Raw genomic sequence first — 24656 nt, forward strand, 5'->3', positions numbered from 1 at the left:
GCCTACTGAGGCAGGTAGACGGTCTGGCCCGGGTGCATGGTCGGGCCGCAGTCCTTGAGCGGACCGCCGAAGCGCGCCTTCTCGACGTCCGGCATGGTCTTCGCGGCGTAGTCCCGGACGGCCTTCAGCTTCTCCGGGCTGGAGACGGCGTCCTTGCGCACGAAGTCCCCGTTGCGTGGCCCGCTGCCCGGGTACACGAAGATCGGCTCGTAGTCGCGGTCGATCCGCGGGTCGACGGTGATGCCGTTGCCCGCGGCCCACGGGCCCCACGAGTGGATGAAGGTCGGCTTGACCTTCTCGAACACGTAGTCGCGCAGCCCCGGCAGGTCGCCCTTCTTGAGGAAGTCCGCGACGTCCGCCTCGACCAGCCCGGCCATGTCGACCAGGTGCAGGCGGCTGGTCATCGACGAGCCGCCGAGGTCCGGCAGCAGCAGCGACGCCTGCTGGAGGCCGAGGATGTCGGCCATGGTGTTGAAGCCGCGGCCGAAGCGGTCGGCGATGAGGCAGGCGGGCACCGTCGGGACCTCTTGGAACTTCTTCGACGCCGACGCGAACCCCATCCCGGACGGGATCGCGGCCGCGACCAGCACGAGCACCACGACGGTCCGCAGCACCGCACGGGAACGGCGCATCAGTTCGCCGGCGGCCAGCGTTCCCGCCAGCACCGAGAGGATCCAGATCGGGGTCGCGAAGCGGTGCTGGCCCATCCAGTCCGGGACCATCACGCCGTAGGCGACGATGCCCAGCGCCAGCGGCACCAGCAGCGCGATCAGCGCGCGCCGCCATTCCGCCCGGACCAGCGCGTACCCGATGGTCAGCGCCAGCAGGATCGTCCCGGCGACACCGGCGTAGCCGACCAGCTCGAAGGGCTGCTTCAGCGCCGAGAGACCGGGCAGGCCCTGTCCCTTCGCGATGGACGGGTTCGCCAGCAGCCTGCCGAACTCCGCGATCCGCCAGGCGAGATACGCCCCGAACGGGATCGCGAACGCGACCATGGACACCACGACGAGTTTGACGCTCTGCCCCAGCAGCGGCTTCCGCAGCTGGAACAGGACGACGAGCGGGTACGCGCCGCCGTAGATCAGGCCTTCGGGGCGGGTCAGCGCGGCGAACGCGACCAGGATCCCGGACCAGACGGCGACCTTCGCGGTGAGCACGGTGTCCTTGCGGACCGCCACGAACAGCAGCACGGCCAGCCACGCGACGGCCATCCCGAACAGCGAGTTCTCCAGACCGGAGATCGTCCAGATGACGAACGACGGGATCGCGGCCAGCGTCAGCCCGACGACCAGCGTCGCCAGCCAGGCGAAGCGCGCGAAGATCTGCCTCGCCGCGATGTGGCAGGCGGCCAGCGTCCCGGCGGTGAACAGGAGGCCCAGCAGCTTGGGGAACAGCACGTAGTCGGGAAGGCCGAACAGCATGCCGCTGTCGAAGATGCCGACGAGCTTGCCGAGCGCCAGCACCACCAGCCACGTCGAGTTCGACCAGCCCTCGACCGACGGCTGGCCCGGCTGCAGCACCGGGCCGATCCCGTCGGCGAAGCTGCGCGCGTAGGAGAAGGTGATGGCCGCGTCGTCGACGATCCAATGGCCATAGAGGGTGGCGTGCCAGGCCAGCGCCGCCACCCCGGCGAGCACCGCCAGGTACGGCGCGACACGGGCGGCCAGGCCACGACGGGCCGGCGTCTCCGCCGGGTCGGGCACGTCTTGTTCGGAAGCTTCGCTGAGTGCGCTCGCCGTCATGTCCCCGTCTTTGCCTTTTCGCTCACGTGCCGTCGCCGAAACTGTAGCCAATACCCCATCGGCCGCCTGCGACACGTCATATCCAGGCGTGATCCGCGCCACATCTCCCTGACCAGGAGGGCGTCGCTCGAGCTGAGGCCGGTTGGTCGAGTGCCTGGCGGGTGCCGCGGCCCGGCTACGAAGCTCCGAAAGCGCGCTTCAAGAGACATTGATCAGGAGAGATGCGAGATGTCGTTCACCAACCGGACCGAGGCGTTGCCGTCCGGGTAGAACTCGACGATCGACAGCGAGGCCAGATCCAGATGCAGGCGGAACAGCAGTGACGGCCCGGCGTCCAGGCCCATCCGCAGCAGCGCCTTGATCGGCGTGACATGGCTGACCAGCACCAGCGTCCGGCCGCCGTACTTCGCGATCAGCTCGTCGCGGGCCTTGCGGACCCGCCGGTGGACGCCGTCGAAGCTCTCCCCGCCCGGCGCCGCGATCGAGGTGTCGGAAAGCCAGCTGGTCTGGAATTCGGGGTCGCGGTCCATGGCCTCTTTGAAGGTGAGGCCCTCCCAGTCGCCGAAATCGGTCTCGATCAGCCCGGGATGGGTCTCGACCCGGCCGCCGAGCGCGTCCGCGATCGCCTGCGCGGTCTGCTGGGTGCGGATCAGCGGCGAGGCGATGATCGGCGCCACCTCGCCGTCGACGACCAGGCCCTCCATCGCGCCGAGGCGTTTCGCGGCGGCGGCCGCCTGCTGCTTGCCGTGCTCGGTGAGGGGCACGTCGCCGCGGCCGGAATACCGCTTCTCGACCGACATCGCCGTCTGGCCGTGCCGCACGAGGAGCAGTTTGGTCGGTGTCCCGGTCGCGCCGGTCCAGCCGACGGGGCTGACCCTGTCCTGCTTCACGGTCTTCTTCGGCGCTTCCGCCTGCTTCCCGGCGTCCATCGCCTCGTTCGCGAGCCCGTCGGCGTGGGAGTTCTCCGCGCGCGGGATCCACTCGTAGCGCACGCGCGAGAACCGCGCCGCCAGCTCCTTGGCCTCGGCGTTCAGCGGCTGCATCGACGGGTGCTTGACCTTCCAGCGCCCGGACATCTGCTCCACCACGAGCTTCGAGTCCATCCGGACGTCCACTGTGGACGCTCCGAGCTCGGCGGCCGCGGCGAGCCCGGCGATCAGGCCGCCGTATTCGGCGACGTTGTTGGTCGCGATGCCGACGTAGGCCTTGCGCTCGGCGAGCACCTCACCGGTGGCCGCGTCCTTGACGACCGCGCCGTATCCGGCGGGCCCCGGGTTGCCCCGCGAACCGCCGTCGGCCTCGACGAGCACGTGGTCGGTCACAGGCCGGACTCCAGCGTGCGCACCAGGATGGCGCCGCAGTTCTCGCACTGGATGACGTTGTCCTCCGGGGCCGCCTTGATCTCGGCGATCTCGCGGCGGTCGATGTCCAGCTGGCAGGCGCCGCAGCGGCGGGCCCGCAGCAACGCCGCGCCGATGCCCTTGTGGGCCCGGACCCGCTCGTAGAGCTTCAGCAGGTCTTCCGGGAAACGCGGCAGGAGCTTGGCGCGGTCTTCGTCACGGCGTGCCTTCGTGGTGTCGAGATCGGTGAAGTGCTCGTCGCGGCGGCCGATGGCTTCGGCGACCTCGGCCTCGGCCTTCGCGACCTCGGCGCTGGTGCGCTGGGCGTCGAGTTCGAGCGCCTCGCGGCGTTCCATCAGTTCGAGCAGGTCGTCCTCCAGCGCGGACTGACGCCGGCTGAGGCTGTTCAGCTCGTGCTCGATGTCGGTCATCTGCTTCGCCGCGACGGAACCCGATTCGAGGAGCTTGCGGTCGCGGTCTCCGCGAGCGCGCACCGACTCGATCTCCTTCTCCTGGCGGGCGATCTCGCGGTCGAGGTCGGACGCCGCCGTCTGGACCGAGACCAGCGCGTCACGTCGTTCGCGCACCGTCTTCTCGCCCGCGTCGATCTCGGCGATCTCCGGCAGGGTTCGGCGACGGTGGGCGGTACGCGAGAGTTCCGCGTCCACCTTCGCGAGTTCGAGCAGCTGGCGCTGGACGGCGGGGTCGGCCTTCACGGTGCTCCTTGGAGTTCTTAGTGCTCGGTTCGGGTGGCCCGTAGCGTCCACGGGTCGGTGCACCTCGTGGAGACGTGAACGTCGACGTTACCCGCAAACGCGGCACGGACGACGCCCGAGGCTTGCTCGCACCACGGCCACTCGCTCGCCCAGTGCGTGACGCCGACCAGGGCGGGGACTTGGGCGATGTCGGCGAGGTGCTCGCCGGCGGGATGATGCCGGAGATCGGCGGTGACGTACGCGTCGACCCCGGCGGCTGTGGCCCGCTTGAGATAGCTGTCGCCGGAGCCGCCGGAGACGGCGACGCGGCGGATCGGGCGGGCCGGATCGCCCGCGCCGTAGACGCCGGGTTCCGTACGGGGCAGGGCGTTCGCGACGCGTTCGACGAAGGCGGAGAACGGTTCGGGCGCGGGCAGTTCGCCGATGCGGCCGATGCCGGTGACGCCGTCTTCGCGGGGTCGAGCGGGCCGAGAACGGTCAGGCCGATGGCGTCGGCGAGCGCGTCGGAGACACCGGGCGAGGCGGAATCGGCGTTGGTGTGCGCGCAGTAGAGGGCGACGCCGGCGCGGATCAGGCGGTGCACGAGGCGCCCCTTCGTGCTGTCCGCCGGCACGCCGTGGACGCCGCGCAGCAGCAGCGGATGGTGCGCGACGATCAGCTGGGCGCCCCCGGCGATCGCCTCGTCGACGGTCTCGTCGACCGGGTCGACGCAGAACAGGACCTTGTCCACGTGCTCGGCCGGGTCGCCGCAGACGAGTCCGACGGCGTCCCACGATTCGGCGAGCTCGGGCGGATACGCCTGCTCCAGGGCGGCGATGACTTCGGCTAGCGCGGGCACCCGGGGATTTTCGCATGTAGCGTTTCCGGGCATGCGACTTCGGGTGCTCTGTGCCGCTTCGCTCCTTCTCCTGGTGTTACCCGCGCCGGCTTCGGCGTCTCCGGGGCTCTGGGAACTGACCGATCTGGCCGCTCAGCGCGTGCAGATCGCCGACAAGGTCGCGGCCGCGAAGTTCGGCACGCCGTCGCCGATCGACGATCCGGTGCGCGAACAGCAGATCCTCGATTCGGTGGCCGCGAAGGCGCCCGGCCTCGGTCTCGACCCGTCCGCTGTGGTGCGGTTCTTCCGCGACCAGATCGAGGCGAACAAGGTCGTGCAGCGCGGGCTGTACGCGCGGTGGACCGAGCACCCGGGCACGCGGCCGCCCGAACGACCCGATCTGGGGACCGAGGTGCGGCCGGTGATCGACCGGCTCAACACGGGTCTGCTCACCGAACTCGCGGAGACACGGGACGCGCGGGCACGGCGGTCGTGCGATGCGCGGCTCGCGGTCACGGTGCGGCTGGTCGACGCGCGGCGCGGGCTGGACCGGTTGCACTCGGGGGCGCTTTCGGAGGCTGTCGGGTCGGCCTGTTCCCGCTCCTGACCTGCGGAAAGGGAGCAGGGGACCTTTGCTACCACGGGCGCTCGGGGGGTGTGTGGAAATAGGGACGTTGAGTGTCCCTATTTCCACACACCCCCTACCGCGAGTAAGTGACTGTGTGGATTTCGGCGCGTTGGGTGACCTGAAGTCCATCCAGTGCCCGCGGCGGGAGAGCGAGGGACCTTTGCTACCACTTGGGCCGCGGCCTGTGTCGCGAAAGCCACTTTCAGGACATCTGACGTCCCGAAAGTGGCTTTCGCGACATCTCGGCCTAACCTTCCCCGAGCCGCCGACCTGCAAAAAGAGAGCAAGGGACCTTTGCTACCACCCCGGCTCAGTCCAGAGCCTTCGCGTCCTTGCTGATCGCCCACCGGCCGGCCGCGCGCATCACGCGCCCCGTCCACAGCACCGCGCGATAGGCCTTCGTCGCCTGATCGGGGACGTCGGGCCGCACGACCTCGTACGGCGCGACGGACGCGCTCGACCGAAGGTGCAACGGCATCCTGGTCATCGCCTCTTTCGGCGATCTCGCCTGGACGAAGTGATGCTCCGACAGGATCCGCCCGACCTCGTAGGGGTGCGGAAGCTTGACGGTGATGCGGTACCAGCGGAGCCCGGTTGCCGGCGACTCGACGCTGGGTGTTGGTGCGCTCATACGCGACCTTCCTGCGTGTTTCTCTCCAGGAGGTCTACTCCCGCTTCGTCCCGGCTTTCCAGCTTCGCGCGCCCGGTAGCCGTTCGGAGCCGGTGAGCGGTCGATCTCAGGCGGCCTTCACACTGATCAGGTGCTGCACATCGTCTTCGTCTGTTCCGGCAACATCTGCCGCTCCCCCATGGCCGAGCTCGTCTTCCGCGCGAAGGCCGAGGAGGCGGGTCTCGATCATCTCGTGCAGGTGTCCAGCGCGGGCACCGGCGGCTGGCACGTGGGCGAGGCCGCGGACAAGCGGGCCCGCGCGAAGCTGGCCGAACACGGTTACCCGACCGGCCACGTCGCGGCCGAGGTCGATCGCGGACATCTGGCCGCCGATCTGCTGCTCGCGGCGGACGAGGGGCACCTGTCGTTTCTCCGGCGCAAGGTGGCGGATCCGGCGAAGGTCCGCTTGCTGCGCGAATTCGATCCGGCCGCGCCCGAGGGCGCCGAGGTCCCGGACCCGTACTACGGCGAGGACGACGGTTTCGAGGACGTCCTCGGCATGATCGAGCGGGCCGTTCCGGGCCTGCTCGACTGGGTGCGCGCACACGCCTGAGGCCGACCGCTTACCGTGGTGGGGTGCGGTTGAAGTTCCTGCTGAAGCCCGGGTGGCTGGCGTTGACGTTGGTGGTGTTCACCTTCGCCGTCACTTGCTTCACCCTGCTGGCGCCGTGGCAGTTCTCCCGCAACACCGAACGCGAGCACCAGAACGCGGCGCTGCGGGAGTCGTTCTCCGGGCAGCCGCGCTCGCTGGAGGAGCTGCTCCCCAACGGAGCCGTGCCTGATCAGCGCACCGAATGGCACCTGGTCGCGATGAAGGGCACGTACCTGCCCGAGGGTGAGGTCGTGGCCCGGCTGCGCTCCGTACAGGGCGAAGCGGCCTACGAGGTCCTCACGCCGTTCCGGACCGTCGAGGGCACGGTCGTGCTGGTGGACCGCGGGTACGTCCGGCTCGACGACAAATCGCGCGCGCTCCCCTTCGCCCCGCCTCCCGCCGGAACGGTCGACATCGTCACGCGCGCCCGCCACGACGAGAAAGACGGGAAGAACCGCGACGCCTTCGCCGACGAGTCGACCGGCGGGAAACTGCAGAGCTACGTCGTCGATTCCCAGGTCGTCGCGCGGGCCGCGAAGCTGGACATCCGTCCGGGTTACTTCCAGCTCGATGTGAACCAGCCCGGCGTGTTGGGCGCGCTGCCGCTGCCGCAGACCGACGCCGGACCGTTCTTCTCCTACGCCCTGCAGTGGATCGCGTTCGGCGCGATGGCGCTGATGGGGTGGCTGTACTTCACCGTCCGCGAGCTGAAGCCGGGCGGCGCGCTGGCCACGGAACGGCCGCAGCGGCGCAAGAGCGTCGCGCAGATGCTGGCCGAGGACGAACACTCCGAAGTGGCCACCTGATCTGACCCGAAAATGGACCTTTCGCAGGTCCATTCGGCATGATGCCCTTCGACCATGCTGATTCACCCGTGGGACGCCGCCCACGACGACGCCGAATGGCGGGCCTGGCTCTCGACGCACGACTTCGGCCAGCTGATCGCCGGCGGCGTGGGCCGTGACCTGCCGATCGTCAACCCGGTGCACTTCGTCTACGACGGCGACCGGACGCTTCTGCTGCACCTCGCGCGCCCCAACCCCGTCTGGCCGCTGCTGGAGGAGCACCCGCGCGCGCTGCTCGCGGTGATCGACGAGCACACCTACATCCGCTCCGACTGGAACACCCCGGCCGACCCGCCGCACGGCGTGCCCACGTCGTACTACTCGTCCGTCCAACTCGAATGCGACGTCCGGCTGATCGACGACGCCGCGGAGAAGGCCGCGCTCCTGGACCGGCAGCTCGCGCATTTCGAGCCCGGTTCGGGCAGGTCGGGGGTGAGCGCGACCGAGGCGCCGGACAAGCGGCTGCTCCCCGGCATCCGCGGGGTCGAACTGACCGTGACCGGGGTGCGGGCGAAGTTCAAGTTCGGCGGGAACAAGCAGCCGGGCGACCGGTCGCGGATCGCCGCGGAGCTCGCGCGGCGTGACGGGCCGATGGACGCACGGGCGCGGGCCCGGCTGGCGCAGCGGGAGCGGTAGCAAAGGTCCCTTGCTCTCCCGCCGTGGGCACTGTGTGGATTTCGGGTCACCCAACGCACCAAAATCCACACAGTCACCACGCGCAGTAGGGGGTGTGTGGATATAGGGACACTCAACGTCCCTATATCCACACACCCCCGCCCCAAGTGGTAGCAAAGGTCCCTTGCTCCCCCAGAGCCGGGAAACCGCAGGTCAGCGCCGTCGCCGCAGCCCGACGAGAGCCGCCAGCACCACCGAGCTGATCGCGCCCAGCCACCCGACCACCCGCGAGAGCTCCACGGCCCGCGTCACGTGCCCGGCGTCCGGGTTGCGGCCGATGCCGAGCACCGGCAGTTCCTCGACCCCGTGCGGATACACCGTCCGCCCGCCGACGCGGATCTCCAGCGCACCGGCGAAAGCGGCCTCGACGCGGCCGGCGTTCGGGCTCGGATGCGCGGCGGTGTCCCGCCGCCACGCCCGCCACGCGCCGCCCGCCGAGCCGCCGACGACCGGGGCCGCGAGCACGGTCAGCCCGGCCGCGACCCGGGTGGGCACCAGGTGGACGATTTCATCCAGCCGGGCGACGAGCCACCGGTACCGCTCGGGGCGGCCGCGGCCGATGCCGCGCAGCAGGCTGATCGCGCGCGAGCCGAGCAGCCCGGGTACACCGGCCAGCGCCCCCCACACCAGCGGCGCGATGACGACGTCCGCGGTGTTCTCGGCGAGGGTTTCCACCGAAGCGCGCGAGAGGCCGATGACGCCGAGGTCGTCGGCGACCCGGGGGTCCAGCGTGGACAGTGTGCCGCGCGCGGTCTCGAGTTCGCCCTCTTCCAGGTCCCTGGCCAGCGAGGTGCCGTGCGCGGCCAGGCCGGCGGCGCCGAGGACGGCCCAGGTGGTCACCGCGGTCGTGGCCGCCTGCACGACGGGGCTGCGCCGTCCCGCCCGCTCGGCGAGCACCCCCGCCAGCACGGCGGAGCCCGCGAGGCCGCCGGTCCACAGGACACCGGCCACCGGATGTTTCGACCGGACCTTCGCGTCCACCGCCGAAGCCGCCCTGGCGAACGCCGTCACCGGACGCCGCGACCGAGGGTCCCCGATCGCCCCGTCCGCGGCCACCCCCAACACCAAGCCGATCGCGCGCGCCGCGCTCACCGTCGCCCCCTGCATGCAGTATCCCTCGAAGACCTGCAGAGATTACTCGAAGATCATCCGTCCAGAAGGACGGCCATCTCGTCACGCGCCTGGATGACGATGTCCCGCATCGCGCGTTCGGCCCGGTCAGGGTCACCGGCGTCGACGGCCGCCGCGACCTCGACGTGCAGGGCGACGGCCTCGGGCTGCGGCTCCTCCGGCATCAGCCCGTGCCCGGTGCGCCCGGCGAGCACCTCGGCGACGACCGCCGAAAGCTGCGCGAACATCGGATTCCGCGACGAGGACAGCAGCAGGTCGTGGAAGGCGACGTCGTGCCCGAGGAAGGTGGTGAGGTCCCGCCGGTGCGCCGTCTCCTCCAGCCGCTTCGCCAGGGCCCGGAGGCGACCACCCTCTTCCGGCGTCGCCCGCAGCGCGGCGTACCGGGCGGCGCACGGTTCCACGCCGGAACGCAGTTCGGTCAGGGTGCGCAGCGCGGTCTTCCGCTCGGAGCCGTCGAGCTGCCAGCGGAGCAGTCTCGGGTCGTAGTGGTTCCACTCTCTCGGCTCGCGGACGATCACCCCGACCCGGCGTTTGCTGCTGGTCAGGCACATCGTTTCGAGGACTCGCACCACCTCGCGCGCCACCGTGCGGGACGCGCCGAACCGCTCTTGGAGCTCCTCCGAGCGCAGCACGGAGCCCGGCGGGAGCTCCCCGTTCGCGATCGCGGAGCCGAGCGCGTCGAGCACTTCGGCATGCCTGTCGTTGCCCACCAGGCGACTCTAACGTTCTGACTCGATTAAGTAGTACTTGATGTTGCTTAAGTAGTACTTTTGAGCTGTACTCGTCCCGGCTACAACGACGTGGGAGGTACGGATGACCGTCATCGTGGTGATGGGCGTTTCCGGCTCGGGCAAGACGACCGTGGGAACGGCACTCGCCGAACGCCTCGGCATCGACTACGCCGAAGCGGACACGTTCCATCCGAAGGCGAACATCGACAAGATGAGCTCCGGCCACCCGCTGAACGACGAAGACCGGCAACCCTGGCTCGAAGCCATCGCCACCTGGATCTCCGACCATCAGTGCTCCGGCGGCGTCGTGACGTCTTCCGCGCTCAAGTATCGCTACCGCGACATCCTGCGTGGCGGCGGGAAAGTCTGGTTCCTGCACCTCCACGGCGACCGCGACCTGCTCGCCGATCGGATGAAGACCCGCTCCGGCCACTTCATGCCGGTGTCCCTTTTGGACTCCCAGCTCGCCGACCTCGAGCCGCTGCGGCCGGACGAGCACGGCCTCGTCGCCGACATCGCGAAGAAGCCGGAAGAGATCGTCGAAACCGCCCTTTCCGTTTTCAAGGACCGCTGATGACCACCACCCTCGCCGCCGCCTGGACCGGACACGACACCCGCCTCATCGGCGCGACGGTGCTCGCCATCGCCGTGATCGTCGTCCTGATCACCAAGGCGAAGCAGCATCCGTTCCTGGCCCTCATCCTCGGCTCCGGCGTGCTCGGGCTCGTCGGCGGCATGCCCGTGGACAAGCTGATCAAGAGCTTCAGTTCCGGCGTCGGCTCCACCGTCGCCTCGGTCGGCGTGCTGATCGCGCTCGGCGCGATGCTCGGCAAGCTGCTCGCCGACTCCGGCGGCGCGGACCAGATCGTCGACACCATCCTGCGCCGCGCGGGCGACCGCGCCCTGCCGTGGGCGATGGCGCTGGTCGCCGCGCTGATCGGGCTGCCGATGTTCTTCGAAATCGGCCTGGTCATGCTGATCCCGGTGATCCTGCTGGTCGCCAAGCGCACCGGGAAACCGTTGCTGATGCTGGGAATCCCCGCGCTCGCCGGGCTTTCGGCGCTGCACGGCCTCGTCCCGCCGCATCCCGGCCCGCTCGCCGCCGCCGGCGCGCTGAACGCGAACGTCGGCCTCACCCTGGCCTTCGGCCTGCTCGTCGCGATCCCGACGGTGATCATCGCCGGACCGCTGTTCGGCAGGCTGGCCGCGAAGATGGTCCCGGACGCCGTCGCGCCGGAGCGGCTCATCCCGGAATCGTCCTCTTCGGACGGACGGCGGCCGGGCTTCCTCGCGACCCTGTCGACGGTGTTGCTCCCGGTCGTGCTGATGATGGGCAAGGCGCTCGCGGACATCCTGCTGACCAAGGAGAACCACCTCCGCCGCGTACTCGACTTCATCGGCGACCCGCTGGTCGCGCTCCTCGCCGCGGTGCTGCTCGGCATGCTCACCCTGGGCAGGTCCGCGGGTTTCACGCGGGACAAGCTGTCGTCCACGGTGGCCGATTCGCTGCCGCCGATCGCCGGCATCCTGCTCATCGTCGGCGCGGGCGGCGGGTTCAAGCAGACCCTCGTCGACGCCGGGGTCGGCAACGTCATCACCAGCCTGGCCACCGGCGCGAACCTGTCGCCGCTGCTGCTCGGCTGGCTGGTCGCGGTCGCGATCCGGCTCGCCACCGGCTCCGCGACGGTCGCCACCGTGTCCGCCGCGGGCATCGTGGCCCCGCTCGCGGCGACCATGGACCCGTCGCACAGCGCGCTGCTGGTGCTGGCGATCGGCGCCGGCTCGCTGTTCTTCTCCCACGTCAACGACGCCGGGTTCTGGCTGGTCAAGGAGTACTTCGGGCTTTCGGTCGGGCAGACCTTGAAGAGCTGGTCGATCATGGAGACGGTGATCTCGGTGGTCGCGATCGCGCTGATCCTGCCGCTGGGTGCCTTGTTGTAGCTCCGGCTTGACACGTGACCTTTTGGTCACCTATTCTTCTGACGTGCCCGACGACGACCTGGTATTCAAGGCCCTGGCGGATCCGACCCGCCGGTTCCTGCTCGACCAGCTGTTCGCGCGTGACGGCCGCACGCTGACGGAGCTCGAATCCGAAGTGGACATGAGCCGGTTCGGCGTGATGAAGCATTTGAAACTGCTCGAAGAAGCCGGACTTGTCGTCACGCGCAAGGAGGGCCGGGAGAAGAAGCATTTCCTCAACCCGGTACCGATCCGGCAGATCCACGACAGGTGGATCGACAAGTTCACCGAGCGCAACGTGACCGCGTTGCTCGACCTCAAAGCCGAACTCGAAAACGAGGAGCCCTCATGACCGACACCCAGGTCTACCGCGTCTACATCAAGGCCACCCCGGAGAAGATCTGGGACGCGATCACGAAGCCCGAATGGTCGCGGAAGTACGGCTACACCGGCCTGGTCGACTTCGACCTGCGGCCGGGCGGCAAGCACGCCACCCACCCGACACCCGAGTACGTCGAAGCGGGCTTCACCAACGACTTGGTCGACGGCGAGGTCCTGGAGGTGGATCCGCCACGCAAGCTGGTCATCACCTGGAAACTGCGGATGGACCCGGCCTTCGACAAGGAGCCGTACACCAAGCTCACCTACGAGATCGAAGAGACGAAGACCGCGGGCACCCGGCTGACCGTCACCCACGACGTCACCGACGCGCCGACGACGGCCGCCCTGGTCAACGGCTCGCAGGAGGACGTCAACGCCGGGCCGGGCGAGAACGCCGGTGGCGGCTGGGCGTGGATCCTGTCGGACCTCAAGACGCTGCTGGAGACGGACGAGCCGCTCGTCCCCGCCGCTTCCTGAGCCGATGGTCCGTGAAGGCCTCCTTGCGGGACTCTGGGTCCCTCAAGGAGGCCTTCACGGACATTCAGACCCGTTTGGTCGTGGCCTTGAGAGAGGCCTTCGCGGCCGCGGAAGCGCCGATGGTGTCCAGCGCGAACAGCGCCGCACCGACCACGGGCGCCACGTCGACCACCTGGACCGAAGCCTGCGGCGCCACCTTCAGGCACCGCCGTTCGATCTCCGCGATCACCTGCGCGCCGACCCCGGTCAGCACTCCCCCGCCGAGGATGACTTCGGGCGCCTCCTCGGTGAGTTCGAGCCGCCGCAGGATGACCGAGACCAGCAGGGCGACCTCTTCGACGAACCGGTCGACCACGTCCTGCGCCACCTCGTCGCCGTCCGCCGCGACGGCGAACAGCAGCGGGCACAGGCCATGGATCGAATCGGAGTGCAGATCCTGGAAGTGCAGGCGCTGCACCACGTCCAGCACCGAGGACGCCTTGAAGTGCGCGGTGACCGCGGCCTGCAGAGCCGTGCCCGGACCGCGGCCGTCCTCGGCGCGGACGGCCCACCACAGTGCCTCTTCGCCGAGCCGGTAGCCGCCGCCCCAGTCGCCGGAGATCTTGCCCAGCGCGGGAAACCGGTGTTCACGGCCGTCGGCGCTGACGCCGGCGCCGTTGATCCCGGCGCCGCACACCACCGCGACGCCCGTCCCGTCGGAGCTGCCCGCACGCAGCAGCGCGAGCGTGTCGTTGCCGACGATCAGCGTGTCGCTCCAGCCGCGTGCCGCCAGCGCGGCGTGCAGGATCGCTTCCTCCCGCGGGAAATCCAGCCCCGCGAGATAAGCCGACGTATGTGTCGCGAAAGGACGTCCGTCGGGAAGCCCTGCCCCGCGAAGGGCTTCCAGCACCAGCTTTTCCAACGCTTGGACGCTGCCGTCGACCCCGATGTTCTGCGGGGACGCGCCGGGTCCCCGCGACTGCCCGAGCACCCGCCCGTCCCGCGAGACGATCAGGACGTCGGTCTTGCTGTTGCCGCCGTCGATCGCGACGACGACGTCCTGTGAGCCGGCCGTCATGCCCCCGCCCACGGCAGGAACTCACGGTTGATCTTCACCAGCGAGTCGGCGAGCTGATCGGCCTTGGTGTACTGCCCGATCAGCGGATGCGCGAGCAGCGCGTCGGCCACCCGGTCCCGGCCGCCCTTGATCGCCGCCTCCAGCGCGAGATGCTCGTAGGCGGTCACCCCGGCGATGAGCCCGGCGAACCGCTGCTCCACCGGTGGCTGCGGGATCGGACGCGGCCCCTGACCGTCCACAAGGGACGGCACCTCGATGACGGCGTCGTCCGGCAGGAAGTCGAAAGTGCCTTCGTTGCGGACGTTGACGACGTGCTCTTCGGCGGGCCCGCCCGAGGTGAGCGCGTGCACGAGCTGCACCGCGGCCTCGGAATAGTAGGCGCCGCCCCGCTTTTCCAGCTGCTCCGGTTTGGTCACCACCTCCGGGTCGAGGTAGACCTTCAGCAGTTCCTCCTCCACGTCGCTCACGACGTCCGCGCGGGGCCGCTCGGTGCGTTGCTTCGCGACCTGCTCGTCGTGCCCGTAGTAGTACTTCAGGTAGTACGACGGCACGACGTTCATCCGCCGCATCCATTCGACCGGCGCGGTGACGTGCTCGCCGAGGAATTCCGCGTGCTCCGCCAGGAGTTCCGGCAACCGATCCTCGCCGTTGACGAGCACTTTCCGTTCCCAGCTCAGGTGGTTCAGTCCGGTGTGGACGAGTTTGACGTCGTCGATCCCGGCGCCGAGCAGATGCGCGAATGTGCGCTGGAGGTGGATCGCGACGTTGCAGAGGCCGACGGCGCGGTGGCCCTCGTTCAGCAGCGCACGCGTGACGATGCCGACGGGGTTGGTGAAGTTGACGATCCACGTGTCGTCCCCGGCGATCTTGCGGACCCGGTCGGCGATGTCGAGCACCACCGGCACGGTGCGCAGCGCCTTCGCGAGGCCGCCCGCGCCCGTGGTCTCCTGGCCGACACAACCGCAGGCGTGCGGGAACGTCTCGTCCCCCCGGCGCGCGCGCTGCCCGCCGACCCGCAGCTGGATCAGCACCGCCGACGCGCCGTCGACGCCCTCTTCGAGGCTCGACGTGGTGCGGACCCGCGCCGGATGCCCGGCGTGGCTCAGCAAGCGGTTGCTGAAGTCCCCGACCGCCTCCACCCGGTACGCGTCCGGATCGATCAGCACGATCTCGTCGACGTCCAAAGTGGACCGCCGCCCGGCGATCCCGTCGATCAGCTCGGGAGTGTAAGTGGACCCACCACCGACGACTGCCAGTTTCATCCCTTGACCCCTGTGAATGTGATGCCCTTGACGAAGGACTTCTGCGCGAACACGAACAGCACGATCACCGGCAGCATGATCAGCGCGGTGGCCGCCATGGTGAGATTCCATTCCACGTGGTGCATACCGCGGAACGACGCGATCGCCAGCGAAAGCGGCCAGTTGTCGCGGGTCTCACCGGTGTAGAGCAGCGGACCGAAATAGTCGTTCCAGGTGAACAGGAAGCAGAACATCGCGGTGGCCGCGATCCCCGGCTTCGCCATCGGGATCAGCACCTTGACCATCGCCTGGAACTCGTTGCAGCCGTCGATCTTCGCGGCTTCGAGGTAGTCCTTCGGAATGGTGAGGAAGAACTGCCGCAGCAGGAAGATCGAGAACGCGTCGAAGAAGAAGTACGGCACGATCAGCGGAACCAGGGTCCCGGTGAACCCGAGCCGCACCCACAGGTCGTACAACGGCACGACGGTGACCTGCGGGGGCAGCATCATCGCGGCCATGGTGAGCATGAAGAACAAGTTCTGCCCGCGGAACTTCAGCTTCGAAAGCGCGTACGCCGCCGGGATCGCCGAGACGAGCGCCCCGACGGTGGCCAGCGTCGAATAGAGGATGCTGTTGCCGAAATACTGCAACAGCGGCGCCTTTTCGAACACCTCGATGAAGTTCTCGAAGTGCCATTCCTTCGGCCAGAAGTTCGACGAGAGCGCCTGATCGCTGGACATCACCGCGGTGAGGAACACGAACAGGATGGGCAGCATGAAGATCACGCCCATCGCGATGCCCACGCTGTGCGTTGCGATCCAGTACAGCTTCTTGTCCCATTGGCGCCGCACCCGCACCTTCGGCGGTTCGGACGCCGGGGCGGTGTGCCTGGGCTCGGCCAAGGTGGTCATCCGCCCTCCTCCTGATGCTGGGTCTTGCGCAGCTGCCGAACCAGAATCCAGGTGAACCCGGCCGAGACGATGAACAGCAGCACCGCCATCGCCGCCGCGTAACCCATGTTGAAGTACCGGAAACCCTGGACGTACAGCCAAACCGGATAGGTCAGCGTCGAATTCTGTGGTGCGCCGATGAATCTCGTGTTGCCCGCGACGTCCGCCGCGCCCGCGGCCGCCGATCCCGCGACGATCGCCTGCGTGAAGAACTGCAACGCGAAGATCATCGAGTTCACGATGCCGAACAGCAGCACCGGCGAGATCGACGGGAGCGTGACGTGCCAGAACCGGCGGACCGGGCCCGCGCCGTCGAGCTCGGCGGCCTCGTACTGTTCCTGCGGCACGTCGAGCAGCGCCGCCAGGATGATGATCATCAGCTCGCCCGAACCCCACATCACCAGCAGGGTCAGCGCGGGCTTCGACATCGCCGGATCGTTGAACCACAGACCGCCGTCGATGCCGACCATCCGCAGGAACGCGTTGACCGGGCCGTATTCCGGGTTGAACAGGAACACGAACGCCAGGGTCGCCGCGGCGGGCGGGGCCAGCGAGGGCAGGTAGCAGAGCGTCCGCACCAGGCCGACGCCCGACTTCAGCCGTGAGATGATCGACGCCACCCGAGCGAGAACACGACGCGGCAGAACGTCAGCACGATCACCAGCCACAACGTGTTGTACGCGGCGGTGCCGACCAGCTGTTCGCTGGTGAACATGCGGATGTAGTTGTCGAAGCCGATGAACTCGGGCGCGTTGATCAGGTCGTAGCGCGTGAACGAGTAGTACACCGTGGCGATCAGCGGGTACCCGAAGAAGATCAGGAAACCGAGCGTCGCCGGGGCGATGAAGTAGAAGACGGTGCGACGGCGGCGCGCTGCGTTCCCCTTCCGCGTCCGAGTGGACGCGGAAGGGGACGCGACCGCCCTGGAATCCAGGGTCGAAGTCATGCGATCAGCCGCCGGCGCGTTTCTGGGCCAGCTCGTCGTTGATCTGAGCGTCGACCTGCTTGAGCCCCGCGATCATGTCGGGGACGTTGCCCGCCTGCCACTTCTCCGCGAAGTCGTTGACGGCCTTCAGGTGCGCGTCACCGATCGGGGTCGACGGGTTCGGCATCAGCTTCCCGCCGTTGTACAGGTCGAGGAAGGTCTTGAACTCCGGTGTGACCTCGAGCTTCGGGTCGGTCAGCGCGGCCTTGGTGCTCGGCACGTTCTTCAGGCCGTTCGACAGCTCGACCAGCGTCGAGGTGTCGAGGGTGACCTGCTTGATCAGCTCCCAAGCCGCGCCGGGGTTCTTGGCGCCCTTGGGGATCGCGATGATCGTGCCCGTGGTGAACGCGCCGCCGTAGCGGTCCGGCTTGCTGTCCAGCACCGGCGGGGCCGCGGTGCCGAACTTGAGCTCCGGCGCCTGGTCCTTGATGAACGCGGTGCGGTACTCGCCGTCGATCATCATCGCGAGCTTGCCGCGCTGGAAACCGTGGTCCGCCGAGTACTCCTCGCCGAGACCGGCCTTGAACTGCTCGACCTTGGCATGGCCGCCGTAGAAGTCCACGAGCTGCTTCTGGAAGTCGAACATCGCCTTCCACTCGGGGCTGTCGGCGAGGTGCGACTGGCCGTCGGCGCCGAGATAGGTGGCGCCGAAGTTCGGGGCCCAGTACTGCGCCATGTTGGCGTAGAACGGCATCGACGGCAGGAAACCGGCGACCTTGATGGAGCCGTCCGCGTTGAATTCGGTCAGCTTCTTGGTGGCCTCGAACAGTTCCGAGGTGGTCTTCGGCGGCGACGTGATGCCCTTCGCCGCGAACATGTCCTTGTTGTAGTAGAAGCCGTAGACGTCGGCGAGCAGCGGCATGGCACAGCGTTTGCCCTGGTATTCGGTGTAGCTGCGGACGGCGTCCGGGATCTGGTTCAGGTCGATCTTGTCGCGGTCGATGTAGGGCTTGAGGTCCTGGAAGCTGCCCGTCGAGCACCACGCGCCGAGGTTGTCGGTGAAGAACGAGATCGCCACGTCCGGCGGGTTGCCACCGCGGATGGATTGGGTGATCTTGTCGTCGTCCTGCTGGCCTTCGTGCTTGATCTCGATGTTCGGGAACTTCGCCTTGAGCTTGTTGAGCCCGGCGGTGACCACGTTGTACTCACGGTCGGTGAACTTGCTGTAGACGGTCAGCGTGAGCTTCGCGTCCGCGGCGGGGGCGGCCGCCGCGTCGCCCGCCCCACCGTTCGGGCCGCTTGCGGCACCCGAACAGGCGGACACCAACGCGGCGACGGTGACCGCGCCGAGCACTATCGAGCCGCGCCAACGGCGGCCGCTTCTCCGAACCTGGGTCGTGGAACTCATGACCCTCCTCCTAGTTGGTTGGGGCGGGAGACGGTGGTTCTGTTCGTGATTCCGGGACAGCCACGATCGGGTTCGGCTCTCCCGCCCCGGACCGTCTCGGCCCGAGGAGCGAAGGGGTGTTGACGCCGAAGACGTCCCTGCGGACGGTGGCGAGCGCCGATTGGAGCGCGCCCGCGCGGACCGCGTTGCCCTGCACCGAAGCGACCCCGACGGGGGTGCGGGGCAGGACCAGTTCGTGCAGCCTTTTCGCGACCAGCGCGGCGAATTCGTCGCCACCGGCCCGGCTGGTGTCACCGGAAAGAAGCACGAGTTCGGGGTCGACGACCGCGATCAGGCTGGCCGCTCCGCCCGCGACACGGCGGGCGAGGTCGTCGAGATACGCTTCGTTCCCGCTTTCGCGGGCCTTGGCGACCGCGTCCGCGCCGGTCCCGGCCTCGATGCCGTGCGCGGCGGCCAGTTCGACGACCGCAGGCGACGCGACGAGGTCGCCGAAACGATCTCCCCCGCGCGTCGTTTCCTTCCGCGTGGCAACGGAAACCGGATCGGGAACACGCATCCAGTCGATCTCGCCGCCACCGCCGGTCGCGCCGCGCAACAGCCTGCGGCCGACGACCACCGCGCCGCCGACGCCGTCGCTGAGCCAGATCATCACGAAGTCGTCGAGCCCGACGGCCTGGCCGACCGTCATCTCCACGATCGCGACGAGGTTGACGTCGTTCTCGATGGTGACCTCGACGCCGAGCTCCACGCTGAGCCTGCGCGGCACGTCGAAACCGAGCCAGCCGGGGATGTGCGGCGCCGAGGAGAGGAGACCGGTGCGGGGGTCGAACGCGCCCTGCGCACCGATGACGACGTGACGGAGATCGGTGGCGGCGAGCCCGGCGCTGTTCGCGACGTGGGTGAGCGCCGCGCCGAACGTGCCGACGACGTCCGCGCCCTCGTGGACCGGCAGCGGGACCTGGTACTCGGCGAGCACCGCGCCCGTGACGTCGGAAACGACGAAATCGGCTACTTGCGGGGTCAGATCCACGGCCGCGACGTAGGCGACACCGCCGTTGACCTGCCAGAGCTGCGCCCTCGGCCCGCGCCCGCCGCCGCGCACGCCCGCCTTGGTGACGATGTCGTCCTGTTCGAGGCGGGTGAGCAGCTGCGCCGTCGCGGGCTTCGACAGGCCGATCGCGACCTCGAGCTCGGAGCGCGTCAGCGGGCCGTCCCTGAGGAGGACCTCGATGGCCGCGCGATCGTTGATCTCGCGCAGCATTCGCGGACTGCCGGCTCGCACTGGGGCTCACTCCCGACTTCGTTAGGAAACTTTACAGACGGTTTCCGGGGACTGTAGTGAGCCGAGCCACAGTCGTCAACGGGGCCGGGAAACGGGGAGGTAACGCTTGACGTGTTCCGCACAGTGGGTATGCACACCGGCGCGGAGGGTGGCCACAGCGTGACCCGATGGACGACGCGCGTGATCCGACGGACGTCACGTGTGATCCGACGGACGACACGCGTGACTGGCGGGACGGCTCGAACGTCAACCGCGTGTCGTCCGCCCAAGCACGCGTGTCGTCCGCCTAATCACACGTGCCGTCCGTCCAAGCACGCGAAACCGCCATCGGAGTTCTTGACTGGTCATTCTTGAATGACTATTCTCAAACTCATGGCCCGACCACGGCAGTTCGACGAGACGACAGCGATCGAGGCCGCGGCGGCGGTCTTCCGGCAGCGGGGGTACAACGCGACCTCGATCGATCACCTCGTCGAGGCGACGGGTGTCCACCGGGGAAGCCTGTACGGCGCCTTCGGCAGCAAGCACGGCTTGTTCGCCCGGGTGCTGGACCACGTCGCCGACGACCGGGACGACGCCGGGCGGCTCGACATCCTGCTGATCGCCCTGCTCGAACTCGCGCCCGAGGACGAGCGGGTGCGCGCCCGGGCCCGGGCCGTCATGCAGGACCTCGGGACCACCCCGGACCAGCTGGGACGCCGGTTGCTGGCCCGCGCCGGATTGCCGGACATCGACAACGGAGGAACGACATGAGCAACAACCGCGTCACCATCACCGGAGACCGCCTGGTGGTCGAACCGGTGGGGATCGACAAGGTCTGGTCCTTCACCCGGCGGCTCGAAATCCCGCTCGCCCACGTACGCGGCGCGACGCACGATCCGGGAATGCGCGACGAGCCGAAGGGGTGGCGCGGGCCGGGTCTGCGGATCCCCGGGAAACTCAGCGGCACCTTTCACGCCGACGGCGACCGGCAGTTCTGGAACGTCTCCGGGTTCGACCGCACGGTCGTCATCACCCTCGACGAGGCCGAGGACTTCAACCGGCTCGTGCTCACGGTCGACGATCCCGCCGCGACCGTCACCGCCGTCAACAACGCGATCGGCTGACGACCCGCTCGAACGGCCCTTCGGCGACGCGATGGTGGATCAGAAGTTGGGCTGCACGTACAGGTCGTACACCCAAGGGAGCGTGGGCGAGGGACGGCCACCCGTCCGATGATCTTGAAACCGGACGGCAGAAGATTGGCGGCCACTGGGCTCACCGCGTGATCGAACGCCGAACTCGCGTGATCAAAGGCGTAACTCGCGTGCTTGGAGACGGAACTCGCGTGCCTGGAAGGCGAACACCGAGATCGCCCTTCAAGCACGCGAGTTACGCCGCCGCTGCCCCGCCGAGGGCTAGACGCCGGCCCAGGCCGCCAGCATCACGCGCGCGATCGACGAGTTCCCCGGCAGCACCAGCTGCCGCGTCCCGCCGGCGATCGGGGTCGGCACGGCGCCCGCGTTCCGCAGCTGACTGTTCGCGAAGGCGGCCCGCACCTCCTCGCGCGAAACCCAGTACGCCTCTTCGATCTCGCCTTCCGCGGGCACCAGCGGAGCGGAGATGTCGGCCCGCGCGGTGAAGCCGAGCATGATCGACCGCGGGAACGGCCACGGCTGACTGCCGAGATAACGCACGTCGCGCACCTCGACACCGACCTCTTCGCGGATCTCGCGCTCGACACAGCCTTCGAGCGACTCCCCCGCCTCGACGAAACCGGCGAGGATCGAGTACCGGTCCGGCGGCCAGATCGGTTGCCGGGCCAGCAGGACGTGCTCGCCGTTGACGCCGGCGTCGTCGTGCACGAGGCAGATCACGGCCGGGTCGGTGCGCGGGTACTCCTCCCGGCCGCAGCCGGTGCACTTGCTCGCCCAGCCCAGCTGGATCAGTTCGGTCGGGCTGCCGCAGCGCGTGCAGAACTTCGCCTGCCGCCGCCAGGCCTGCAGCGCCTGCGCGGTGGTGAACAGCCCGGCCGACGTGTCGTCGAGCAGGTCGCCGTAGCCGCGCAGGTCGACCCAGATCTCGCCTTCGTGGCGGGCGACCTGTTCGATGACGCCCCAGCTGCCCGCCATTTCGACGGTCTCGGTCTCGCCTGCGGGGCGGCCGGGCAGCGACCAGTAGTCGGTGCCCTGCCACTCCCCCAGGAAGACCGCCTCGACTGGCGGCTCGGTGCCGAAATCCTGCGACTTGCGGGTCGCGAGCGTGCCGGAACCCTCCACCACCGGGGTGCGCGCTTGCTCGTCGAGCAGCACGACGCGCGCGTTCGGCCAGCGCTCGGCCAACCTGTCCGGGTTGGTACGCAAGGATTCCTGACGGTCCGCGGTGGAGCGCGAAAGCGTCGGGAGCGCCCCCAACCCGAACGGTGTCTCCATCAGGAGGGCTCCCCGACGGTCACGTCGCCCAGCGCCGTCAGCTTCGGCGCGAGGACATCGGCGTCGCCGACGACGACCCCGGTGAACCGCTTGGGCGCGAAGAACTCCAGCGCCGCGTTCGCCACGTCTTCGGCGGTGACCGCGGCGAGACGCTCCGGATGCCCGGCCAGCCATTCGACGCCCAGCCCCGTCGCGGCGAGCGCGGACAGCTGCGCGGCCAGGCCGCCTTGCGACGACGCAGCCGTGACCAGCGAACCGATCGCGTACTGGCGCACCGACTCGACCTCTTCGGTGGTCGGCGGCACGAGACCGAGCCTGGCCAGCTCGTACCGCGTCTCCATCAGCGCGGCGGCGGTCGCGTCGGTCGCGGTGTCCGCGTCGACGTTCACCACGGCGGTCTGGTCGGTGAACTCGAATCCGGAGTGCGCGCTGTAGGTGTAACCCTTGTCCTCACGGATGTTCTCGACCAGCCGCGACGAGAAGTACCCGCCGTAGACCAGGTTCGCCAGCTGCAGCGCCGGGTACCGCGGGTCCGTGCGCGACACGGTCTGCGCGGACAGCCGGATCTGCGACTGCACGGCACCGGCCCGCGGCACCAGCAGGACGTTGCCGCCGGCGAGCTCGGGCAGCGCGGGCAGGCGGACGGCGGAGCGGTCCGAAGCCCAGCCGCCGAACGCCTTCTCCAGGTCGCCGATGACGGTCTCGGGGTCGATGTCGCCGACGATCACCAGCACGGATCCCCGCGGCAGCACCGAAGCCCGGTGCAGCGCGCGGACCTGGTCCGGCGTCACGACGGCCACGTCTTCGGCCTGCGGAACCTCGCGCACCGCGGGGTGGTCGCCGTAGCGGTGCTTCTGCAGCGCCTCACGGGCGATCGTCCTCGGCTGCGTGCGGGACACGGCGATCCGCTCGATGAGCCGCTCGCGTTCCCGCTCGACCTCGGCGTCCGCGTACGACGCGCCGGTGAGCGCGTCGGCGAGGACGTCGAGCATCGTCGGCAGGCCGTCGGCCAGCGAGGTGCCGGTGATGACCAGGCGCTCCGGGTCGACGCCGGACGCGAGGTCACCGCCGATCAGGGCCAGATCCGCGTCGATCTCGATGCGGTCGCGGCGGGCGGTGCCGGTCAGCAGGGTCTCGGCCAGCACTTCGGCGGTGGCCGGGTGCAGCTTGTCCTCACCGGAGAACGGGATCCAGACGCGCAGCTCGACCAGCGGCACGGTGGCCTTGCGGACGGCGAGCACGCGCAGCCCATTGCTCAGCGTGGTGTCCACATGGGACAGATCCGCGGCGGCGCGCTGCGTCCCCAGCGACGGGACCGGACGCGGCCCGGCGGCCGTGCGGCCGATCTCCTCGGCGGTGCGGTGCGGTGCGCTCACTGCTCGGAACCTTCCTGATCGGAATCAGCACTACCCGGGCGGATGACGAGGACGGCGCGCGAATCCGGCCGCAGCGCCTTCGCCGCCGCCGAAACGGCTTCCGCGGTGACCGCCGACATCTTCTCGGCGAGCCGGTACACCAGCGACGCGTCGCCGTAGAGCAGCTCGAACGAGCCGAGGGCCAGCGTGCGGGACACCAGCTTGTCGTGCTCGGAGTGCAGGCTCGCGGCCCAGCGCGCGGTGACCTTCTTCAGTTCCTGGTCCTCCGGCGGCGTGGCCGCCAGCTTCTCCAGCTCCTCGTCCAGCGCGGCGAGGACCTGGTCGGTGCTCACCTCGTGCGGGTGGATCGCGGTGATGGTGAACGTGTCCGGGTCACGCGCCTCGAACGGGCCGAACAGCCCGGCGCCCGCGCCGATGTCGACGACCAGCGGCTCGCGGTGCACCAGCCGCTGCTGCAGCCGGGAGCCGTCGCCGTCGGTCAGCACACCGGCGAGTACGAGGTTCGCCAGGTAGCCGTCGAGGTCGTTGATCGGGTCCGGCATGCGGTAGCCGACGCCGACCGCGGGCAGCGGGGCGTGCGGGTCGACATGCTCGCCGCGCAGTTCGCCGTCGGGGCGGGCTCGGCGAACGACGGGCGCTGCGGCGCGGGCCGGTGCGGCACGTCGCCGAAGTGCTTCTCGATCAGCTCGCGGGCCTCCTCGACGGTGAAGTCACCGGCGACGGTCAGCACCGCGTTCGCGGGCGAGTAGTAGGTGTCGAAGAAGGCCGCGCAGTCGTCCAAGGTGGCCTGTTCGAGATCCTCGAAACCGCCGTAACCGTTGTGCGCGTTGGGGAAGGTGGAGTACAGCACCGGCGGGAGCAGGATCCACGGGAACCCGCCGTACGGCCGGTTCAGCACGTTGAGGCGGATCTCCTCCTTGACCACGTCGATCTGGTTGGCCAGGTTCTCCTGCGTCAGCTTCGGCGCCCGCATCCTGTCCGCTTCGAGGAACAGGGCACGCTCGAGAGCCGCGGCGGGGAGGACCTCGAAGTAGTCCGTGTAGTCCGGATGGGTGGAGCCGTTGAAGCTGCCACCACTCGACTGGACGTACCGGAAATGCGCGAGCTTCTCCAGGCTCTCGCTCCCCTGGAACATCAAATGCTCGAAGAGGTGCGCGAAACCGGTGCGCCCTTCGGGCTCGGAACGGAAGCCCACGTCGTAGTGGACGCTGACACCCACCACCGGAGCGGTCGCGTCGGGCGCGAGCACCACGCGCAGACCGTTGTCGAGGGTGAATCGGACAAGCTCGGGATCGGCCATGC

23 protein-coding genes and 3 pseudogenes are annotated in these 24656 nt (G+C 69.1%); 10 read left to right on the plus strand and 16 right to left on the minus strand.

What is annotated here, in order from left to right; translation table 11 throughout:
- Positions 1–2 precede the first annotated feature (2 nt).
- From MJQ72_RS35615 to MJQ72_RS35630, 4 genes and pseudogenes are all read right to left on the minus strand, one after another.
- Positions 3–1742 (minus strand): hypothetical protein, encoded by a 1740-nt coding sequence (locus MJQ72_RS35615; protein WP_240595445.1) that lies wholly within the window; start codon positions 1740–1742, stop codon positions 3–5.
- 212 nt (positions 1743–1954) lie between these two features.
- Complete coding sequence (locus MJQ72_RS35620) at positions 1955–3064, minus strand: bifunctional RNase H/acid phosphatase (RefSeq protein WP_016331564.1); 1110 nt, start codon at positions 3062–3064, stop codon at positions 1955–1957.
- A complete protein-coding gene (locus MJQ72_RS35625; protein WP_240595446.1) occupies positions 3061–3798 on the minus strand; it encodes a zinc ribbon domain-containing protein in 738 nt (245 codons plus the stop codon). The genes MJQ72_RS35620 and MJQ72_RS35625 overlap by 4 nt, the downstream gene beginning before the upstream one ends.
- A 17-nt stretch (positions 3799–3815) precedes the next feature.
- A pseudogene (locus MJQ72_RS35630) lies at positions 3816–4636 on the minus strand (Nif3-like dinuclear metal center hexameric protein).
- Between the two features lie 31 nt (positions 4637–4667).
- Here MJQ72_RS35630 and MJQ72_RS35635 point away from each other — a divergent pair.
- Positions 4668–5222 carry a chorismate mutase gene (locus tag MJQ72_RS35635; protein WP_240595447.1) on the plus strand — a complete coding sequence of 185 codons (555 nt, stop codon included), beginning with the start codon at positions 4668–4670 and terminating at the stop codon, positions 5220–5222.
- A gap of 331 nt (positions 5223–5553) precedes the next feature.
- Here MJQ72_RS35635 and MJQ72_RS35640 read toward each other — a convergent pair whose 3' ends face one another.
- The gene (locus MJQ72_RS35640) at positions 5554–5874 is read right to left on the minus strand and encodes a hypothetical protein (protein ID WP_240595448.1); all 321 of its coding nucleotides are present in this window, start codon (positions 5872–5874) and stop codon (positions 5554–5556) included.
- Positions 5875–6004: 130 nt separating this feature from the next.
- Here MJQ72_RS35640 and MJQ72_RS35645 point away from each other — a divergent pair, with 130 nt between their 5' ends.
- From MJQ72_RS35645 to MJQ72_RS35655, 3 genes are read left to right on the plus strand one after another with little or no spacing between them, the layout of a single operon-like run.
- Positions 6005–6466, plus strand: coding sequence for a low molecular weight protein-tyrosine-phosphatase (locus MJQ72_RS35645; RefSeq protein ID WP_240595449.1), 462 nt, complete (start codon positions 6005–6007; stop codon positions 6464–6466).
- Between the two features lie 23 nt (positions 6467–6489).
- Complete coding sequence (locus MJQ72_RS35650; protein WP_240595450.1) at positions 6490–7311, plus strand: SURF1 family protein; 822 nt, start codon at positions 6490–6492, stop codon at positions 7309–7311.
- Positions 7312–7365: 54 nt separating this feature from the next.
- Positions 7366–7986, plus strand: a complete 621-nt coding sequence (locus MJQ72_RS35655; protein WP_240595451.1) for an FMN-binding negative transcriptional regulator — start codon at positions 7366–7368, stop codon at positions 7984–7986.
- Positions 7987–8178: 192 nt separating this feature from the next.
- Here MJQ72_RS35655 and MJQ72_RS35660 read toward each other — a convergent pair whose 3' ends face one another.
- Positions 8179–9132: a CobD/CbiB family cobalamin biosynthesis protein gene (locus MJQ72_RS35660; RefSeq protein ID WP_240595452.1), complete on the minus strand. Its 954-nt coding sequence runs from the start codon at positions 9130–9132 to the stop codon at positions 8179–8181.
- Between the two features lie 38 nt (positions 9133–9170).
- Positions 9171–9866, minus strand: a complete 696-nt coding sequence (locus MJQ72_RS35665; RefSeq protein ID WP_240595453.1) for a FadR/GntR family transcriptional regulator — start codon at positions 9864–9866, stop codon at positions 9171–9173.
- Between the two features lie 103 nt (positions 9867–9969).
- Between MJQ72_RS35665 and MJQ72_RS35670 the strand changes: the two genes are divergently transcribed.
- From MJQ72_RS35670 to MJQ72_RS35685, 4 genes are read left to right on the plus strand one after another with little or no spacing between them, the layout of a single operon-like run.
- Entirely contained in the window at positions 9970–10461 is a 492-nt protein-coding gene (locus tag MJQ72_RS35670) for a gluconokinase (RefSeq protein ID WP_240595454.1), read from the plus strand.
- On the plus strand, positions 10461–11828 hold the full coding sequence (locus MJQ72_RS35675; protein ID WP_240595455.1) for a gluconate:H+ symporter: 1368 nt from the start codon (positions 10461–10463) through the stop codon (positions 11826–11828). Before MJQ72_RS35670 ends, MJQ72_RS35675 begins: the two co-directional genes overlap by 1 nt.
- 43 nt (positions 11829–11871) lie before the next feature.
- The gene (locus tag MJQ72_RS35680) at positions 11872–12198 is read left to right on the plus strand and encodes a helix-turn-helix transcriptional regulator (protein ID WP_037316906.1); all 327 of its coding nucleotides are present in this window, start codon (positions 11872–11874) and stop codon (positions 12196–12198) included.
- Entirely contained in the window at positions 12195–12704 is a 510-nt protein-coding gene (locus MJQ72_RS35685) for an SRPBCC family protein (RefSeq protein WP_240595456.1), read from the plus strand. The genes MJQ72_RS35680 and MJQ72_RS35685 overlap by 4 nt, the downstream gene beginning before the upstream one ends.
- Positions 12705–12768: 64 nt before the next feature.
- On the opposite strand, the gene MJQ72_RS35690 is transcribed toward MJQ72_RS35685, so the two are convergent.
- From MJQ72_RS35690 to MJQ72_RS35715, 6 genes and pseudogenes are all read right to left on the minus strand, one after another.
- Positions 12769–13773, minus strand: coding sequence for an N-acetylglucosamine kinase (locus tag MJQ72_RS35690; RefSeq protein ID WP_240595457.1), 1005 nt, complete (start codon positions 13771–13773; stop codon positions 12769–12771).
- Positions 13758–15023 carry a 6-phospho-beta-glucosidase gene (locus MJQ72_RS35695; protein WP_240595458.1) on the minus strand — a complete coding sequence of 422 codons (1266 nt, stop codon included), beginning with the start codon at positions 15021–15023 and terminating at the stop codon, positions 13758–13760. Before MJQ72_RS35695 ends, MJQ72_RS35690 begins: the two co-directional genes overlap by 16 nt.
- Positions 15020–15913: a carbohydrate ABC transporter permease gene (locus MJQ72_RS35700; protein WP_016331548.1), complete on the minus strand. Its 894-nt coding sequence runs from the start codon at positions 15911–15913 to the stop codon at positions 15020–15022. The genes MJQ72_RS35695 and MJQ72_RS35700 overlap by 4 nt, the downstream gene beginning before the upstream one ends.
- Positions 15910–16898 (minus strand): annotated as a pseudogene (locus MJQ72_RS35705) (carbohydrate ABC transporter permease). The gene MJQ72_RS35700 and the pseudogene MJQ72_RS35705 overlap by 4 nt, the downstream one beginning before the upstream one ends.
- A 4-nt stretch (positions 16899–16902) precedes the next feature.
- Entirely contained in the window at positions 16903–18285 is a 1383-nt protein-coding gene (locus MJQ72_RS35710; protein WP_240595459.1) for an extracellular solute-binding protein, read from the minus strand.
- A gap of 10 nt (positions 18286–18295) precedes the next feature.
- Positions 18296–19546 (minus strand): ROK family transcriptional regulator, encoded by a 1251-nt coding sequence (locus MJQ72_RS35715; protein WP_240595460.1) that lies wholly within the window; start codon positions 19544–19546, stop codon positions 18296–18298.
- 393 nt (positions 19547–19939) lie between these two features.
- Here MJQ72_RS35715 and MJQ72_RS35720 point away from each other — a divergent pair, with 393 nt between their 5' ends.
- Together MJQ72_RS35720 and MJQ72_RS35725 are read left to right on the plus strand one after the other, a co-directional pair.
- The gene (locus MJQ72_RS35720) at positions 19940–20320 is read left to right on the plus strand and encodes a TetR/AcrR family transcriptional regulator (RefSeq protein WP_240595461.1); all 381 of its coding nucleotides are present in this window, start codon (positions 19940–19942) and stop codon (positions 20318–20320) included.
- Complete coding sequence (locus MJQ72_RS35725) at positions 20317–20673, plus strand: hypothetical protein (RefSeq protein ID WP_240595462.1); 357 nt, start codon at positions 20317–20319, stop codon at positions 20671–20673. Before MJQ72_RS35720 ends, MJQ72_RS35725 begins: the two co-directional genes overlap by 4 nt.
- A gap of 291 nt (positions 20674–20964) precedes the next feature.
- Here the strand turns inward: MJQ72_RS35725 and nudC are convergent, their stop codons facing one another.
- From nudC to MJQ72_RS35740, 3 genes and pseudogenes are all read right to left on the minus strand, one after another.
- Complete coding sequence (gene nudC, locus MJQ72_RS35730; RefSeq protein ID WP_240595463.1) at positions 20965–21978, minus strand: NAD(+) diphosphatase; 1014 nt, start codon at positions 21976–21978, stop codon at positions 20965–20967.
- On the minus strand, positions 21978–23354 hold the full coding sequence (locus MJQ72_RS35735; protein WP_240595464.1) for a pitrilysin family protein: 1377 nt from the start codon (positions 23352–23354) through the stop codon (positions 21978–21980). Before MJQ72_RS35735 ends, nudC begins: the two co-directional genes overlap by 1 nt.
- Positions 23351–24654 (minus strand): annotated as a pseudogene (locus MJQ72_RS35740) (M16 family metallopeptidase). Before MJQ72_RS35740 ends, MJQ72_RS35735 begins: the two are co-directional and overlap by 4 nt.
- Positions 24655–24656 lie beyond the last annotated feature (2 nt).

The organism is Amycolatopsis sp. EV170708-02-1 (assembly GCF_022479115.1).
Lineage (GTDB): Bacteria > Actinomycetota > Actinomycetes > Mycobacteriales > Pseudonocardiaceae > Amycolatopsis.

Excerpts from the sequence above, each read along its gene's own strand:
- MJQ72_RS35700 (WP_016331548.1), bottom strand. The coding sequence starts at position 15,913 with ATGACCACCTTGGCCGAGCCCAGGCACACCGCCCCGGCGTCCGAACCG.
- MJQ72_RS35635 (WP_240595447.1), top strand. The coding sequence starts at position 4,668 with ATGCGACTTCGGGTGCTCTGTGCCGCTTCGCTCCTTCTCCTGGTGTTA.
- MJQ72_RS35615 (WP_240595445.1), bottom strand. The coding sequence starts at position 1,742 with ATGACGGCGAGCGCACTCAGCGAAGCTTCCGAACAAGACGTGCCCGAC.
- MJQ72_RS35675 (WP_240595455.1), top strand. The coding sequence starts at position 10,461 with ATGACCACCACCCTCGCCGCCGCCTGGACCGGACACGACACCCGCCTC.
- MJQ72_RS35655 (WP_240595451.1), top strand. The coding sequence starts at position 7,366 with ATGCTGATTCACCCGTGGGACGCCGCCCACGACGACGCCGAATGGCGG.
- MJQ72_RS35660 (WP_240595452.1), bottom strand. The coding sequence starts at position 9,132 with ATGCAGGGGGCGACGGTGAGCGCGGCGCGCGCGATCGGCTTGGTGTTG.
- MJQ72_RS35670 (WP_240595454.1), top strand. The coding sequence starts at position 9,970 with ATGACCGTCATCGTGGTGATGGGCGTTTCCGGCTCGGGCAAGACGACC.
- MJQ72_RS35715 (WP_240595460.1), bottom strand. The coding sequence starts at position 19,546 with ATGCTGCGCGAGATCAACGATCGCGCGGCCATCGAGGTCCTCCTCAGG.
- nudC (WP_240595463.1), bottom strand. The coding sequence starts at position 21,978 with ATGGAGACACCGTTCGGGTTGGGGGCGCTCCCGACGCTTTCGCGCTCC.
- MJQ72_RS35640 (WP_240595448.1), bottom strand. The coding sequence starts at position 5,874 with ATGAGCGCACCAACACCCAGCGTCGAGTCGCCGGCAACCGGGCTCCGC.
- MJQ72_RS35720 (WP_240595461.1), top strand. The coding sequence starts at position 19,940 with ATGGCCCGACCACGGCAGTTCGACGAGACGACAGCGATCGAGGCCGCG.
- MJQ72_RS35695 (WP_240595458.1), bottom strand. The coding sequence starts at position 15,023 with ATGAAACTGGCAGTCGTCGGTGGTGGGTCCACTTACACTCCCGAGCTG.
- MJQ72_RS35725 (WP_240595462.1), top strand. The coding sequence starts at position 20,317 with ATGAGCAACAACCGCGTCACCATCACCGGAGACCGCCTGGTGGTCGAA.
- MJQ72_RS35710 (WP_240595459.1), bottom strand. The coding sequence starts at position 18,285 with ATGAGTTCCACGACCCAGGTTCGGAGAAGCGGCCGCCGTTGGCGCGGC.
- MJQ72_RS35685 (WP_240595456.1), top strand. The coding sequence starts at position 12,195 with ATGACCGACACCCAGGTCTACCGCGTCTACATCAAGGCCACCCCGGAG.